We start from the raw sequence: 15,450 nt of genomic DNA, 5'->3' as shown, positions 1-15,450 counted from the left end.
AGGGGCTCCGCCATGGATCTCGGACTTGAGGGCAAGGTCTACATCGTGACCGGTGCGTCCGCCGGAATCGGTGACGCGGTCGTGCGGCTGCTCGCCGGCGAAGGCGCCTCCATAGTCGGCGTGTCGCGCTCCTCCCCCGACGTCGCCGCCGACCTCACCGACCCCGGCTCCGCCCAACGCGTCGTGGACATCGCGCTGGAGCGGCATGGACGGCTCGACGGCCTGGTCAACAACGCGGGTGCGCTCGAATCCCGGATCGGGTTCCTCGACGTCACCGACGCCCAATGGCACGCGACGTTCGAGTTGAACTTCCACGCGGCCGTGCGCATGGCCCGTGCCGCGCTGCCCGCGCTGATCGACCAGGGGGCGGGGAGCATCGTGCACGTCTCCAGCGAGGCCGGACGGTTTCCCGACACCCCGCTGGTCGACTATGCCGCGTCCAAGACGGCCCTGTTGTCGGTGTCAAAGACGCTGGCGGGGGAGTTCGGCCGCTGCGGCATCCGCTCCACCGTGGTCACGCCCGGCCCCACGCGAACACGGCTGTGGGACGAGCCGGGAGGGTTCGCCGACCAGTTGGCCGCCCAGTACGACCTACCGGTGGAGGAGGCGATCGACCGGTTCGTCCGTGAGGAGAGGCGGCTCCCGACGGGACGCCTCGGCACGCCCCAGGACGTCGCACGGGTCATCGTCTTCCTGCTGTCCCCGTTGTGCGCCCAGGTGACGGGCGCCGAATGGGCCGTGGACGGGGGAGCGCTGCGGCAGCTGTGAAACGGTGGCGTGCCGGACGCCCGGCACGCCACCCCACCCCGCCTCTCAGGCGGGCACCTTGTCGAGGAACCCGGTCACGCGGTCGAACCGGCCGTCGTCGTCGAACGCCGCCACGTCGAAGCCGACCACGATCGCCTCGCCGCCCTCGGGGCCGAGCTCCCAGGTGAAGCGGGCCACGTTGTGGTGGGCGTCCACGGTCCCCGCCGCGCGGAACACCAGGCCGGGGAACTGCTGCTGCGCGCCGCCGACGAACGCGTCGATCGCGTCCCGGCCCTCGGCCACGCCGAGGGGGTCGACGTAGACCGGGTTCTCCGTCCACACCTCGGCGATCGCGGCGCGGCGCGCGGCCGGGTCGGTCTCGTTCCAGATGGCCAGGTAACGCTCGACCCGCTGCTGAACATCGCTCATTTCAAGACTCCCGTCTGATCGTTCGGGTTCGTCGTCCGATGTCCCCTACGCTGCCGGTTCGGGCGCGGAAGATCGATTACCTGGGACGTCATGCTCGCCGCCCGGCTCCTCCGGGATGGCCTGCGCTCAGGATGATGTCGTTTTTTCGCTAGTGGTGGCCGGGTCCGTCCGTGGATGCTGGGAGGCATGCACGAGGACGTGGAAAGGTGCGTGCGGGCCGTCCAGGCGAAGGACGCCCGCTTCGACGGATGGTTCTTCACCGCGGTCGTGACCACCGGGATCTACTGCCGCCCCAGCTGCCCGGTGGTGGCGCCCAAGCCGGAGAACATGCGGTTCTATCCGAGTGCGGCCGCCGCCCAGCAGGCCGGGTTCCGTGCCTGCAAGCGGTGCCGGCCTGACACGTCCCCAGGCTCGCCCGAATGGAACCATCGCGCGGACGTGGTCGCCAGGGCGATGCGCCTCATCGCCGATGGTGTCGTCGACAGGGAGGGCATTCCGGGCCTGGCCGGACGTCTCGGCTACAGCACACGCCAGCTGGAGCGTCAGCTCAACGCCGAACTGGGCGCCGGCCCGCTCGCCCTGGCGCGGGCCCAGCGCGCCCAAACGGCACGGCTCCTGATCGAGACGACCGTCCTTCCCATGGGGGACGTCGCGTTCGCCGCCGGGTTCGCAAGCATCCGTTCGTTCAACGACACCGTCCGCGAGGTGTTCGCGCTGACTCCGAGCGCTCTGCGCGACCGTGTCGCGAAGGGACATCCGCCCGCCGGCTCGGGCGCGCTGTCGCTGCGGCTGCCGTTCCGGGCGCCGCTGTGCCCCGACAATCTGTTCGGGCATCTCGCCGCGACCGCCGTCCCCGGCGTGGAGGAGTGGCGGGACGGTGCGTACCGCCGCGCCATGCGGCTGCCGCACGGGCATGGGATCGCCACCCTGCGGCCCCGGCCCGACCACGTCGCCTGCACGCTCCACCTCAGCGACCTGCGCGACCTCACCATCGCGATCAGCCGCTGCCGCTGGATGCTCGATCTCGACGCCGACCCCGTCGCCGTGGACGACCTGCTCCGCGACGACCCCGTACTCGCGCCACTGGTCGACAAGGCGCCCGGACGGCGTGTCCCGCGCACCGTGGACGCTCCGGAGTTCGCCGTCCGGGCCGTCCTGGGCCAGCAGGTGTCGACGGCGGCCGCTCGAACCCATGCGGCGCGCCTGGTCACCGCCTACGGCGAGCCCATAGACGACCCAGGCGGCGGACTCACGCACCTCTTCCCCACGCCGTCCGCTCTCGCCGAACTGGACCCGGAGGACCTCGCCTTCCCGAAAACCCGCCGCACCACGCTGACGACCCTCGTCGACGCACTCGCCACAGGGGAGATCGACCTCGGGGTAGGCAGCGACTGGGACGAGGCCCGCGCGCGCTTGTCCACCCTCCCCGGATTCGGTCCCTGGACCATCGAGACCATCGCGATGCGTGCTCTCGGTGACCCGGACGCGTTCATCCCGAGCGACCTGGGGATTCGTGCGGCGGCACGTTCACTCGACCTCCCCACCACGCCGGCGGCCCTCACACGACGCGCCGCCCAATGGCGCCCTTGGCGCGCCTACGCCGTCCAGTACCTGTGGGCCACCGGCGACCACGCCATCAACCTGCTTCCCGCGAACTGAAGGACTCCTGTGGAACCAACGCACGTCGTCATAGAAAGCCCTGTCGGCCCCCTCACCTTGGTCGCGACCGACGGCGCTCTGTCCGGGCTCTACATGGACGTGCAGCGCCACCGTCCGCCAGAGGAGACCTTCGGTGCGCCCGACGACCCTGAGACCAAGCCCTTTGCGCCCGTCGCCGAACAGCTCGCCGCGTACTTCACCGGCGAACTGACCGAGTTCGACTTGCCGCTCCACCTCGCCGGCACGCCCTTCCAGTTGCGCGTCTGGGCGGCGCTCCAGGAGATCTCCTACGGAGAGACCACCACCTACGGTGAACTCGCCGCCGAGATCGGCAGACCGTCGGCGTCCCGTGCGGTCGGCCTCGCCAACGGACAGAACCCGGTCAGCGTCATCGTCCCCTGCCACCGCGTGATCGGATCCACTGGCTCCCTCACGGGCTACGGCGGCGGCCTCCCCCGCAAGCGCTACCTCCTCGACCTCGAAAGCAGGACCCGGGCCACCGAGGAGGCGCTGTTCTGAAACTGTCGGACCCCGGGGATAACGTGCCTGTCATGGCCGGGTCCCCGGCCGTCAAGCAGTCGCGGAAGGGCTGATCGAGGTGGAGTTCCGAGTCGACCGCCAGACGTTCGCCGACGCGGTGGCGTGGGCGGCGCGGACGCTGCCGGCCCGCCCCGCCCTCCCCGTCCTCGCGGGCATGCTCATCGAGGTCACCGGCGAGGGAGAGCTCACCCTGGCCGGGTTCGACTACGAGGTGTCCGCGCACGCACGGGACGAGGCGGCCGTGGCCGAACCGGGCCGCGCCCTCGTCCCCGGGCGGCTGCTGTCCGACATCGTCCGGAACCTTCCGGCGGAGCCCGTGGACGTCTTCGCGAAGGGGTCCGAGGTGGTCGTCCGCTGCGGCCCCGCCGAATTCGGCCTCCAGACCATGCCCGTCGAGGACTACCCCACCCTCCCCGAACCGCCCGCGCGCGCCGGAACGATTCCCGGCGACCTCTTCGCCGCCGCCGTCGCCCAGGTCACCCCCGCCGCCGGACGCGACGACACCCTCCCCATGCTCACCGGCGTCCGGATCGACATCGAGGGCGACACGATGTGGCTCGCCTGCACCGACCGCTACCGCATCGCCGCCCGGGAGCTGACCTGGGTGCCCGACGACCCCGAGTTCACCGCCGGCGTCGTCGTGCCCGCCCGCACCCTCGCCGACACGGCGAAGGCGATCAAGCGGGGCGCGGACGTCGCCATCGACCTCGGCGGCACCGCCGACACCCTCATCGGCATCTCCGGCGGCGGCCGCAGGATGACCAGCCGCCTCCTGGACGACCAGTACATCAACTACCGGTCACGCCTCACCGGCACCTGGACGTCCGTCGCCGAGATCCGCGTCGCCCCGTTCGTCGAGGCGATCAAGCGCGCCGCGCTCGTCACCGAACGCGGCACCCCGATACGGCTGGCCTTCACCGCCGACGAGGTCCGCATCCGCGCCGCCACCGGCGACTCCGCCCGCGCCAACGAGAGCCTCGGCGCCCATCTCACCGGCGACGACATCGACATCGCGTTCGCCCCGCAATACCTCCTGGACGGCCTCGCCGGCATCGACACCGAATCCGCCCGCCTCGAATTCGCCGGCCCCACCAAGGCCGCCCTCCTCACCGCCATCCCTGACAAGAAGGACGACGAGGACGCCCCGGCGGAGTCCGACACCGGCTACCACTACCTCGCCATGCCTGTACGCCTGACCTCCTGATACGCGGGCGGGCCAGCGCCGTTCAGAGGTCGAGCACGGCTAGGACGAAACGGACATCGGCGTCGCCGCCATTGCCGTACGAGTGGGCGCGGTCACCGGCGAACACGGCGGCGCTCCCTTCCTCGACGAGGTCGGTACGGCCGTCCACGCTCAGGGTCAGCGTGCCTTCCTCCACGTACACGATCTCCTTGGTACCCGGCACGTGAGCGTCGCTCTCCCGCGTCTCGCCAGGCCGGAGCACCCAGTTCCACAGCTCCAGCGACGGCCGCGGATCGCTCCCGGCGAGCAACGTCCCCGTCCCGCCCTGCTCCCCCTCCCACAGGACGACATGCCGCTCAGGCCGGAACAACCGCACCGGCGGCTCCTCCTCCACCTGCACCAGCCGCGTCAACGGGACCCCGAGCGCGTCCGAGATCCGGATGAGCGTCCCCAGGTTCGGGTTGCCGCGGCCCTGCTCCAGCCCGACCAGCACCCCCTTGCTCACCCCGGCGCGCCCGGCCAGCTCGTCCAGGCTCCACCCGTGCCCGGCCCGCAGCGCCCGCACCGTCCGCGCCACGGCCTCCCCGATCGCGTCCTGCCCGCCCAAGCGTCCTCCGCTCATCACTTCGACCCTGACGCTACCGTCTTGCCAGAACCGCAAGATTTCGTGCGAGGTCGTGGAGGTCCTGGGAGAACTGAGTGCACCCGACCAGAGGGAGAGCACGATGCCCACCGCTTCCCGCCGCAGTGACACCCCGCCGCCCCGGACCGGAAGCGGCGAGGTCGAGGTCCTGCGCGGCTTCCTCGACTACCTGCGAACCTCGATCGCCGCGAAGGTGGACGGCGCCCCGGAACCGCAGGTCCGAACGGCCGGAGTGCCGTCGGGCACGAACCTGCTCGGCCTGCTCGACCACCTGACCTTCGTCGAGCGCTCGATGTTCCTCGGGGACAAGGTCACCGACTGGCAGGCGACGTTCCAGGCCGCACCGGCGGACAGCGTCGCCGACGTCGTCGCCCGCTACCGAGAGACGGTCGAGCGTGCGAACGAGGTTCTCGACGGCTGCACCGACCTCGGCGCCCCGGTCCCCCGCCCGGGAAGGCCCGCTCCCAGCGTCCGCTGGGCACTCACCCACATGATCGAGGAGACCGCCCGCCACGCCGGCCACGCGGACATCCTCCGCGAACAGATCGACGGCACGACCGGCCGCTGACTCCAACATCCGCTCCAGGGTCGCTTCTAGGCTCCCCGCACGGGACGCCGCAGACGCGCGCCTGAGTGAGACCGGTGACCTGACCCGCCAGGACCTGGGCGACTTCATCAAGCTGGAGTTGGACGTCCACCGCCCTGGGCAACTCGTCGCGACCTTCGAGCTGATCAGTCGGATCCCGTCCCGGCCGAGCGAAGGCCCGTTCCGAGTCGACTGGTCGGACGTCGATCTCGACCAGCCGTCGGAGCCTCGGCTGCCACCGGGGAGGCCGGTGCGCATCCAGAACCTGCTCTGTTTCTGAACACATGCAGGTCATGCGGGGCGGACGCCTTGGATGACGCCCTGGTCGGTCGGTATAGTGGTATCTCGATGTCATTAAAGTGACCGTCCGGAGGTCGAGAATGCTTGAGCGGGTCGCCGTGGACGAGGCGGTGCGGGAGTTGCGTCCCGATTTCGCCGTGCTCGTCATGATCGCCGAGGGGCTGGGGAACGGGCCCAGTGATCAGGCGTCCGAGGGGTGGCTGGCCGAGGCGGCCCAGAAGGCGGACGCGAGCGACCCGCATGTGGAGGCATGGCGCGAGGCCTACCGGGCGTTCGGGGCCAAGCCGCAGCGCACCCGGCCCTCGGTGGACGCGCTGCTCCGTCGCGTCGATGCGCTCCCGGCCATCAACAGGGTGGTGGACGCCTACAACGCCGTGAGCGTCGAGTACGCGCTGCCCATCGGAGGCGAGGATCTTGACGCCTACCAGGGGCCAGCGCGGCTGGTCAGAGCCACGGGCGACGAGCCGTTCGACGTGATCGCCGGTGGGGAGCCCGCCGTCGAGCACCCGAACCCCGGCGAGGTCGTCTGGCGGGACGACCAGGGGGTCACCTGCCGGCGCTGGAACTGGCGGCAGTGCGTCCGGACGCGGCTGACGCAGACCACCAAGAACGGCCTCTTCCTACTCGAACGCCTTGAGGTCTACCCGATCGACCGGCTCACCGAGGCCGGCGACCGGCTCGCGGAGCGACTGCGGACGATCTCCCCGGACGTCCGGATCGAGACCCGGCTGATCGGCGGAAGGTGATGGTCACGGTTCTCGCGCTGAGCGCCGCGCTCGCGTACGGCCTGGCCGACTTCCTAGGCGGCACCGTGACCAGGAAGTCGACGGCGATCCGGGCGCTGACCTGGTGCGTGCCGATCGGCCTGGCGGTCGTGCTGGTGTCCGCGCTGCTCAGCGGCGGCAGCCCGAGCCCGGTACCGATGACCTGGGGGTTCGTGGCCGGGCTCGGCGGCGGGGCCGGACTGATCGCGTTCTACCGGGCGCTCGCCCGGGGCCCGATGAGCGTGGTGGCGCCGGTGTCCGCGCTGGCCGCGGCCGTCCTCCCGGTCGCCGTGGGGATCGCGCGGGGAGAGCGGCTGGACGCGTCCGTCCTGCTCGGCGTCCTGTTGTGCCTCGTCGCGATCGGCTTGGTCAGCATGGAGGCGAACGGCGACGGGGCGGCGGCCGGGCCGCGTCCGGACGGATGGCGGCGGCTCGTCGACTCGGGCCCCCTCATGGCCGGCGTGTCCGGCACATGCTTCGGCGTTTTCTTCGTCCTGCTGAAGGAGGCGGGGGGCGGCAGCGGCCTCTGGCCGATCGTCGGCGCGCGCCTTGGCAACCTGGTCATCGTCGCCATCGCCCTGCTGTTCCTGGCGATCCGCGGCGGCGACACGGGCCCGCGGGTCTCCGGGTGGACGCTGATCGGGCTGGCACTGCTGTCCGGCACCCTGGACGCGGGGGCGAACGTGCTGTACTTCCTCGCGGTCCACAACGGCATGCTCAGCCTCGCCGCCGTCCTGACGTCCCTCTACCCGGCGATCACCGTTCTCCTTGCGAGAGTCGCCTACAGCGAACGCCTCCGCGCCGTCCAACGCGTGGGCATGGCCGTCGCCATCGCAGGCGTAGCCCTGGTCACAGTCGGCTGAAACACCAAGAGCCGCGCTCCAAAATCGGAGCGCGGCCTTGGCATATGCGGCTGATCGACGGCCACTCCCGCATGTCGGGCTACTCGAGGAGTGAAATGAACAACGAAGAGTGGTATAGGTCGTCGTTCAGCGGCGGCAACGGCGGCAACTGCGTCGAGCGTCAGCGCGGGCGCGGGCCCGTAAAGATCCGGGACTCCAAGGCTCCGGTTCGGGGAACTCTGCAGTTCTCCCACCAGGCCTGGGGGCCGTTCGTGAAGTCCCTCTAAGTCACCGGTAATCCAACTGCCCCCTAGGCGATGTGGTCTGTTGCCTAGTACTCCAGCCGGACTTGGAGATCTCGGTCTGATCGAGGCCGGGACGTGAGACGACCACCGTTGTGATCGTGTGGGTGTGTTGGAACCAGACGATCGGCGGTGGCCGTGCCGCCCACTGAGCGACTCTGTCGGGAATCTTGGGGCTCGTCGGCGCGTCTCACGGGGTGGCCGATGAGTGACCGACAAACTACCGCGGGTTCATGATGACTCCCATGTCCCCCGAGGTGGTTACGTGTCGGTTCGTCCCCGGTCTGGTGTCGAGATCCCAGAGCTGACCGCGCGGGTGGCCCGCGCCAGTAATCCGAAGGGGACCGCCGCGATGTGGGTCCGTGACCGCCTCGACGGGTTGTGGAGCGATGAGGATTTCGTCGCCTGGTATCCGCGTGACGGGCGCGCGGGTATCTCGCCTGCGCAGCTGGCCACCGTCAGTGTCCTGCAGTTCCTGCACAATCTGTCCGACCGGCAGGCGGCCGAGGCGGTCTGCTGCCGGATCGACTTCAAGTACGCGCTCGGCCTGGAGTTGGACGACCCCGGCTTTCATCACAGCGTGCTGGGCGACTTCCGTGAGCGCCTCGCGCGCGAAGGCCGCGCCGATGCCCTGCTGGACCTGGCGTTGGAGCGGCTGAAGGCGGCGGGGCTGGTGCGTGAGCGAGGACGGCAGCGCACCGATTCCACCCGCATCCTGAGCGCCGCGCGGGTGCTGACTCGGCTGGAGTTGGTGTTGGAGACGGTGCGGGCCGCGGTGGAGGAGGTGGCCCGCACCGCCCCGGAGGTTCTGGACGGGCTGGTCACGGCCGAATGGGGCGAGCGTTACGGGCGGCAGGTGCGGATGTGCAGCCAGCCCAGTCGTCCGGTGTCCCGGCTCACCCAGGCCGGCCTGGACGCTCACGCCTTGCTGACCGCCGTTGGCGCACAGACCCCCTGGTGTCAGGCAGGCAGGCAGGTACGGGTGTTGCGGCAGGTCCTGTTGCAGCAGTTCTACACCGATGCCGGCGACCGGCTGCGCCCCCGCGATGAGAAGGCCGGCCTGCCACCGGCGGGGCGCCGGATCCAATCGCCCTACGACACCGACGCCCGCTACGTCAGCCGCAACGACACCAAGTGGACCGGCTACCTCGCCCACGTCACCGAGACCTGCGACGACGAGGGCACCAACGTGATCACAGATGTGGCCACCCTGGTCTCGGCAGGTGACATCAAGGCCCTGCCCGGCATCCACCAGCGGCTCGCCCACCGGCGGCTGCTGCCCGCTCAGCACCTGGTCGACGCCGGCTACACCTCGGCCGTCGCCATCGATGACACTGCCCGCGCGCACAACACCGAATTGGTGGGTCCGCTGGCCGCCCGAGGCCCGAACCGGCACCGCAAACAGCAAACCGGTTTCGCCCGAGAAGACTTCGCCATCGACTTCGACCACCGCACCGTGACCTGCCCGAACGGCAAGGTCACCGCCAACTGGGTCCAGGCCCCGGCGATGGCCCCCTACCTGGTGGCCCGCTTCCACAAAAATCACTGCGCGCCGTGTCCCGACCGGTCCCGATGCACCAGCGGAGCCTCACCACGAACGATCAACTTCCTGCCCCGGCATCTGCACCAGATCCAGGCCAAGAACCGCGCCGACCAGCACGATCCCGCCTGGCTGCGCCTCTATCACTCCCGCTCGGGCGTCGAGGGCACCGTCAATGAGATCGTCAACGGCCATCGAATGCGCCGCTGCCGCTACCACCAGACCGCCAAGGTCCACCTCCAGCATGTCCTGACCGCGATCGCGATCAACATCCAACGCCTCAGCGAACAGGACCCGGAGACTTCCGCTTACCGGCCCCGCCCGCCGACCGCGTTCCAGCAATACCTCCAGCAACGCGAATTCCCCCGGCCCATGTGGTGGCGCCAGGGCAAGTGATCTAACACCCCAAGATTCCCGACAGAGTCCCTCACTGTAGAAGATGTCGCCCCGGCCGGGTGGGCTGATGGGTTCGATGAGCTGTTCGCGCGGGTGGTGGCCCCGTTCTTCGGCCGGCGGGAGCCCAGGGTGCGGGCCCGGTCGTATCTGCTGGGGCTGTTGAGCGGGCTGGAGCGCAAGAACGGCTGGTCGTTGGCGGAGTTCGCCGGGGACGCGCGGCCGGACGGGATGCAGCGGCTGCTCAACCACGCCAGATGGGACGCCGACCAGGTGCGGGACGCGCTGCGGGCGCAGGTGGCCGAGCGGCTCGGCGACGCAGACGGGGTGCTGGTGGTCGACGACACCGGATTTGAGAAGAAGGGCCGCCGCAGCGCGGGGGCGCAGCGCCAGTACACCGGAACCGCAGGAAAGATCACCAACTGCCAGATCGGGGTGTTCTGCTCGTATGTCAACCCCGACCAGCAGCGGGTTCTCATCGACCGGGAGCTGTATCTGCCCGAATCCTGGTTCTGCGATCCCGGCCGGCTCGGCGACGCCGGCGTTCCCGAGCGCGCACCGTTTGCGACCAAGCCGGAGCTGGCCTGGCAGATGATCGAACGCGCCTGCGACGACCCGCTGCTGGTGTTCGGGTGGGCGACCGGGGATGAGGCCTACGGCGACAACACCCGGCTGCGGAGCCGCTGCACCGGCCGCGGGGTGAACTATGTGTTCGCGGTCTCCTGCGACCACCCGCTCATGCTCGGCGGCGCTCGCACCAGAGCCGACGCCGCGTTCGCCGACCTGCCGCAGACAGCGTGGCAGCGGGTCTCGTGCGGGGACGGGGCCAAGGGCCGCCGCTGGTACGACTGGGCGTGGATCGGCCTGGACGAGTACGAGGGCGGGCACGAATGGGTGCTGGCCCGCCGGTCGATCAGCGACCCTGCCGACCTGGCGTTCTACCGGTGCGCAGCGAACCGGCCGGTCGGCCTGGCCGAGCTGGTGCGGGTGGCCGGATCCCGCTGGAGCGTGGAGGAATGCTTCCAAGCGTCCAAGAACGAGGTCGGCCTGGACCACTACCAGGTCCGCAAGCACATCGCCTGGTACCGGCACGTCACCTTGGCCATGGTCGCCCACGCGCACTTGGCCTTCCTGGTCGCCGGCCCGCCCCCAGACCCCGGCGACACCGAGGATGGCGAGGCTGACGACCTCGCCACACAGGGGCCCGACCAGCCGGGACGATCACGTCCCGTCGACGCGGACCGGGACGAACCCGACGAGCTGGTCCCGCTCACCGTCAACGAGATCCGCCGCCTGCCCGCCTATCTCCACCAGCCCCAGCACCCACCCCGACACCGATTCCGCTGGTCACACTGGCGACGCCGCCACCAGGCACGCGCCCGCCGCTGCCACTACCAACGACAACGACGCCTCATCGATCAACAAATGCGGCTGGAATATTAGAAGCACTCGAAGAACGCAAGCGCCTCGACGAATAGCTGCGCTTGGCTGAGACGGCACCGGGCGCGGATGCCAGGATTGCTCCTGGCATCCGCGCCCCGTGCCGCTCGCCGAACCAACCGTGCGTCTTTCAAGGCAACGGGTCCTGACGGTCAGTTCCTCCCGGACAGCGCCGCACGTGCGTACCGCGCCGCAGCTAAACAGGTCTGACGAGCATCGCGTTCAGCCGGCGGTTCAGAGCCGGTGACAGAGTTTTCGGCGCCAACAGGTCAGCGCATCAAGAGCCAGGGCCGTCGACGAGCTTGCAGGCTTTCACTGGCCCATCCGTGATCACTGAACTCATCCCGGCGGTCCCCCCTGACCCGAATCCCCCGAGGGCGAACTCCAGCACGACGGTCTGCCCGCTCTTGACGACCCGCGGATCAATGGCGAAGACGCCACGATCCCTGTCAACTTTCGGGCGTACGGACAGTTTCGAGCTGGTGGGCAGGCGGTTCTGGACACGAGGCTCAGCGCACTGCTTGCCGTCGGGTAGGAAGTCCACCACCGCGTTGAGGCCCATTTCCCGCAGGTCCCCTTGCAGCCTCTTGGGGTTCTTCATGTCGCCCAAGGTGATGAGGATGGTGCCGTCCTTCTGCTTGGAGACGGCGTACGCCGCCTCATTGCCACCGAGGACTCGGGGGGCTCCGATGGCCACGGCCGCGGCCGCGGCCAGCACCGGGACCAGTACGGCGGGTCGCAGCAGCAGCAGCCGCCGCTTCGGCTTGACTTCCTGCCGGATCTCGGTCATGACGAACTCCTTGAGGTGCCGTTGCCGATCCGGTGGGAGTCGAGGCTCGTCCCGAGGCGGCAGCAGCCGCGCCAGTTCCTCGCGCTCGCCGTCGTTCATCAGTGCGTCTCCTCTGCGGACCGGACCGCGTTTTCTCGGTCACCTCTTACCTGTCGCGGCATGGCGCGCGGTTCCCGATCGGTGACGGCCTTCTCCAATTTCCTGCGCGCCCGGGAAAGCCGGGACCGCACCGTCCCCACCGAGATGCCCAGCGCCTCGGCCGCTTCCGCATAACCCAGTTGCGACCACACCACCAGCGCGAACACGTCCTGTTCCTGCCGCCGCAGATGCCGGTACGCCCTCCGCACCGCGGCCAGCCGCTCCGCGTCGTCGATCCGCTCCGCCACCTCATCGGCGAAATCCGGGACCTCCCCCCTGCTCGGCATCCTGGCCACCGCCGCGTCGTACCTGCGCGCAGCTCTGCGCTTGTTGCGCGCCACGTTCGTCGCGATCCCCAGCAGCCATGGCCGCAGCGATCCGCCCTCGGGATCGATCCGCGCCCTGAGCCGCCACGCCTCGAGGAACGTCAACGACATCACGTCCTCGGCGGCCGACCAGTCTCCTGTCAGCCGGAACGCGTGCCCGTAGACCGATTGGGCGCACTCATCGAAGAGCTGCTCGAACGCCTCGGCGTCCCCGTCCCGGATCCGTATTCGCATCGACATGTCCACATAGACGTACTGTCCGCACCATCCCGCGAGTTCCCGCCGAGTCCAGAGCCGAATCCCAGAGAATCAGAACCGCACCGCTCGTTGGTGCTCGCGTCTCCGATCGGACCAGCTCAGGACGAGGTTCTGTCGGTGGTGCTGCGCCGGAAAGATCTCGACAATCGATCACCTGGACGCGGCCCAGCATGGCACCGGGTGGCGTTCCCCTTGTGACCGATGCCGGCTCTTCCGCCTCAAGTGCGGAGGAGCCCGGCCTTATGGGGAATTGCCGTTGCACCCCCGTTGAGCGGCGGCCCTTCTTACTCAAACCCGGTGTCGTAGACCACCAGCACCCCGTCCAGATCGCCGAGCCGCTCGGCCACCTGCGCCCGCAGCGCGGCCCGCACCTTGTCGGCGTCCCATCTGGCGTGATTGAGCAGCCGCTGCATCCCGTCCGGCCGCGCGTCCCCGGCGAACTCCGCCAACGACCAGCCGTTCTTTCGCTCCAGCGAGCTCAGCAGGCCCAGCAGATACGACCGGGCCCGCAACCGCGGCTCCCGCCACCGAAGAACGGAGCCACCACCCGCGCAAACAGCACATCGAACCCATCAGCCCACCCGGCCGGGTCGACATCTTCTACAGTGGACGGCACGGCCACCGCCGATCGTCTGGTCTCCAACACACCCACACGATCACAGCGGTGGCCGCCTCACGTCCCGGCCTCGATCAGACCGAGATCTCCAAGTGCGGCTGGAGTACTAGGGGGTGCACCCTTTGTTCATGGTTCTAGCCCAGCCGCATATGCACACAGGCGGCCGACCGCCATACACGGGCTGCCTCTGCGATGACCAGCCACGCCTGAACGCGTTCGGCGTCGACTCCGACCAGGCGCGCTAGATTCGCGGCCCGGACCGACGCCCGTTCATCCAGCATGATCCGTATCCGGCGTGGCCGCCGCCGCTCGAAGTACGTCCATGGCTGTGAGGGCGAGTCCTGCGGCCGCATTAAGACGCCATCTCATCGGGCTCAGCACTCGTGACGGCCGGACTCCGTGAAGCTCGGCTGCACGACGCCCGGCACACGGCCGCGACGGTCCTCCTGATCCTCGGGGTCCCGACACCGACCGCGATGGCCATGGGGTGGTCGAGCGCTGCCATGGCCAAGCGATATCGGTGAGCGACGTCATCCGGAGCGACGTCGCCGAGCGTGTGGCGGGGCTCCTCTGGGAGCTGGCCGAGGACCAGGACGACGGCCCTGAGGGCAGCCAAGGGGCCGCCTGAGAACGGCAACTGAGACTAGAAAGCGCTGAGGGCGGGACCACGGGTCCCGCCCTCAGGGGGTTTGGCCAGGTGTGTGGCCATCTGGTGGCGGTGGTGGTGGGATTCGAACCCACGGAAGCTTGCACTTCACACGCTTTCGAGGCGTGCGCCCTCGTCCACTAGGCGACACCACCGCGGGAGAGCCTACCTGACTCTGCGGTGCGCGAAGAACTCGATTAGCAGCGCCGCGCACTCGTCCGCCATCACCTCGGCGATCACTTCGGGCCTGTGGTTGAGTCGCCGGTCGCGGACGACGTCCCACAGCGATCCCACCGCGCCCGCCTTCGGGTCGACGGCGCCGTAGACGACGCGGTCGAGACGCGCCTGGACGGCGGCTCCCGCGCACATGGTGCAGGGCTCCAGGGTCACGACCATGGTGCACCCGGACAGCCGCCACTCGCCGAGGGACGCCGCCGCCTGCCGCATCGCCACGATCTCCGCGTGCCCGGTCGGGTCGGCGGACCGCTCGCGCTCGTTGTGCCCGGCCCCGATGATCCCGCCGGACGCGTCCAGGACGACGGCGCCGACCGGGATCTCCCCGTCCTCGAACGCCCGGCGGGCCTCCTCCAGCGCCAGCCGCATCGAAGGCAGGAACCCCTCGATGACCGGGTCGCCGTCCCCGGGGCCCGGCGGGGGCTGCGCCTTCGCGCTCCGTCCGGAGGGGTCGGCGTCAGTCACGGAGGCGGTCGAACTCTTCGCCGAAGCCGGCATGTTCGGCGACGGTGAGGAGGGCGTCGCCGGGGAGGGCGCGTTCGCCGAGGTCGTTCAGGCGCTCGGCGTCGAGCCCGAGGTCTTCGAGGAGCGTCGCGTCGCCGCCGGAGTCGCCGTCGGGCACCTCGCCGACGAGCTGCTGGAACAGTGCGGCGAGGCCGTCCTCGCGGACGGTGGACACGAAGGCGCGCGGTTCGTCCTGCCCGTCAAGGCGGACGACGGCGAACCAGTCGTCGTCCTGCTCGACCAGCAGCACGACCGGGTCGCCGTAGGACTCGACGGCGGCCTCCCGCATCAGGTCGGCGACGTCGTCGACGTGTTCCGCCTCGGCGAGCACGGCTTCGGTCCCGACCCAGCCCTGCGGGGTCTGCGCGAACACGGCGGCGAAGTAGGACACGTGCTCATTGTGACCCACCGGGTTGCGCCGCTCACACCCCCCTTTCCCACGGAATCCGGGCACCGCTGCCCGGATCCGGTTGTGAATAAACTTCATGTCCTGTCCGGTGCCGGACGGTCATCATTCTTCCCACGTGTCACAAATGTCCGCATACTGCTCAGCGGCCGCCATGCCGGGAG

General features: G+C 69.8%; 15 protein-coding genes, 1 tRNA gene and 2 pseudogenes. 10 read left to right on the top strand and 8 right to left on the bottom strand.

Annotated elements, in window-relative coordinates:
* Positions 1-12 precede the first annotated feature (12 nt).
* Positions 13-768, top strand: coding sequence for an SDR family NAD(P)-dependent oxidoreductase (locus tag ACQPXG_RS45775; RefSeq protein ID WP_433465406.1), 756 nt, complete (start codon positions 13-15; stop codon positions 766-768).
* Positions 769-813: 45 nt separating this feature from the next.
* Here the strand turns inward: ACQPXG_RS45775 and ACQPXG_RS45770 are convergent, their stop codons facing one another.
* Positions 814-1,176 carry a nuclear transport factor 2 family protein gene (locus ACQPXG_RS45770; RefSeq protein WP_433465405.1) on the bottom strand — a complete coding sequence of 121 codons (363 nt, stop codon included), beginning with the start codon at positions 1,174-1,176 and terminating at the stop codon, positions 814-816.
* A gap of 186 nt (positions 1,177-1,362) precedes the next feature.
* Between ACQPXG_RS45770 and ACQPXG_RS45765 the strand changes: the two genes are divergently transcribed.
* From ACQPXG_RS45765 to dnaN, 3 genes are all read left to right on the top strand, one after another.
* Positions 1,363-2,835: an AlkA N-terminal domain-containing protein gene (locus ACQPXG_RS45765; RefSeq protein WP_433465404.1), complete on the top strand. Its 1,473-nt coding sequence runs from the start codon at positions 1,363-1,365 to the stop codon at positions 2,833-2,835.
* 9 nt (positions 2,836-2,844) lie between these two features.
* On the top strand, positions 2,845-3,354 hold the full coding sequence (locus ACQPXG_RS45760) for a methylated-DNA--[protein]-cysteine S-methyltransferase (protein WP_433465403.1): 510 nt from the start codon (positions 2,845-2,847) through the stop codon (positions 3,352-3,354).
* Between the two features lie 79 nt (positions 3,355-3,433).
* Positions 3,434-4,579, top strand: a complete 1,146-nt coding sequence (dnaN, locus tag ACQPXG_RS45755) for a DNA polymerase III subunit beta (protein WP_433465402.1) — start codon at positions 3,434-3,436, stop codon at positions 4,577-4,579.
* Between the two features lie 22 nt (positions 4,580-4,601).
* Here dnaN and ACQPXG_RS45750 read toward each other — a convergent pair whose 3' ends face one another.
* Positions 4,602-5,180, bottom strand: coding sequence for a helix-turn-helix domain-containing protein (locus ACQPXG_RS45750; RefSeq protein WP_433465401.1), 579 nt, complete (start codon positions 5,178-5,180; stop codon positions 4,602-4,604).
* 103 nt (positions 5,181-5,283) lie between these two features.
* On the opposite strand from ACQPXG_RS45750, the gene ACQPXG_RS45745 reads away from it, so the two are divergent.
* The 6 genes and pseudogenes from ACQPXG_RS45745 to ACQPXG_RS45720 form a co-directional block, all read left to right on the top strand.
* Positions 5,284-5,769 carry a DinB family protein gene (locus ACQPXG_RS45745; RefSeq protein ID WP_433465400.1) on the top strand — a complete coding sequence of 162 codons (486 nt, stop codon included), beginning with the start codon at positions 5,284-5,286 and terminating at the stop codon, positions 5,767-5,769.
* A gap of 398 nt (positions 5,770-6,167) precedes the next feature.
* The gene (locus ACQPXG_RS45740; protein ID WP_433465399.1) at positions 6,168-6,833 is read left to right on the top strand and encodes a B3/B4 domain-containing protein; all 666 of its coding nucleotides are present in this window, start codon (positions 6,168-6,170) and stop codon (positions 6,831-6,833) included.
* On the top strand, positions 6,833-7,714 hold the full coding sequence (locus ACQPXG_RS45735) for a DMT family transporter (RefSeq protein ID WP_433465398.1): 882 nt from the start codon (positions 6,833-6,835) through the stop codon (positions 7,712-7,714). Before ACQPXG_RS45740 ends, ACQPXG_RS45735 begins: the two co-directional genes overlap by 1 nt.
* Positions 7,715-7,758: 44 nt before the next feature.
* Positions 7,759-7,980, top strand: a complete 222-nt coding sequence (locus ACQPXG_RS45730) for a DUF397 domain-containing protein (RefSeq protein ID WP_433465397.1) — start codon at positions 7,759-7,761, stop codon at positions 7,978-7,980.
* 280 nt (positions 7,981-8,260) lie between these two features.
* Positions 8,261-9,931: an IS1182 family transposase gene (locus ACQPXG_RS45725; protein ID WP_433465396.1), complete on the top strand. Its 1,671-nt coding sequence runs from the start codon at positions 8,261-8,263 to the stop codon at positions 9,929-9,931.
* 81 nt (positions 9,932-10,012) lie between these two features.
* A pseudogene (locus ACQPXG_RS45720) lies at positions 10,013-11,056 on the top strand (IS701 family transposase); the annotation flags it as partial.
* Between the two features lie 589 nt (positions 11,057-11,645).
* Here the strand turns inward: ACQPXG_RS45720 and ACQPXG_RS45715 are convergent.
* The 6 genes and pseudogenes from ACQPXG_RS45715 to ACQPXG_RS45690 all read right to left on the bottom strand — a co-directional run bounded on the left by ACQPXG_RS45715 (position 11,646) and on the right by ACQPXG_RS45690 (position 15,271).
* Positions 11,646-12,257: a hypothetical protein gene (locus tag ACQPXG_RS45715; RefSeq protein WP_433465395.1), complete on the bottom strand. Its 612-nt coding sequence runs from the start codon at positions 12,255-12,257 to the stop codon at positions 11,646-11,648.
* On the bottom strand, positions 12,257-12,856 hold the full coding sequence (locus ACQPXG_RS45710; RefSeq protein WP_433465394.1) for an RNA polymerase sigma factor: 600 nt from the start codon (positions 12,854-12,856) through the stop codon (positions 12,257-12,259). The genes ACQPXG_RS45715 and ACQPXG_RS45710 overlap by 1 nt, the downstream gene beginning before the upstream one ends.
* A gap of 271 nt (positions 12,857-13,127) precedes the next feature.
* Positions 13,128-13,442 (bottom strand): annotated as a pseudogene (locus ACQPXG_RS45705) (transposase); the annotation flags it as partial.
* Between the two features lie 767 nt (positions 13,443-14,209).
* A tRNA-Ser gene (locus ACQPXG_RS45700) sits at positions 14,210-14,297 on the bottom strand.
* A gap of 10 nt (positions 14,298-14,307) precedes the next feature.
* Entirely contained in the window at positions 14,308-14,745 is a 438-nt protein-coding gene (tadA, locus tag ACQPXG_RS45695; protein ID WP_433470171.1) for a tRNA adenosine(34) deaminase TadA, read from the bottom strand.
* A gap of 88 nt (positions 14,746-14,833) precedes the next feature.
* The gene (locus ACQPXG_RS45690; RefSeq protein ID WP_433465393.1) at positions 14,834-15,271 is read right to left on the bottom strand and encodes a hypothetical protein; all 438 of its coding nucleotides are present in this window, start codon (positions 15,269-15,271) and stop codon (positions 14,834-14,836) included.
* Positions 15,272-15,450: the final 179 nt, after the last annotated feature.

The organism is Spirillospora sp. CA-128828 (genome assembly GCF_050945415.1).
Lineage (GTDB): Bacteria > Actinomycetota > Actinomycetes > Streptosporangiales > Streptosporangiaceae > Spirillospora.
This window is presented reverse-complemented; position numbering and strand designations above follow the sequence as displayed.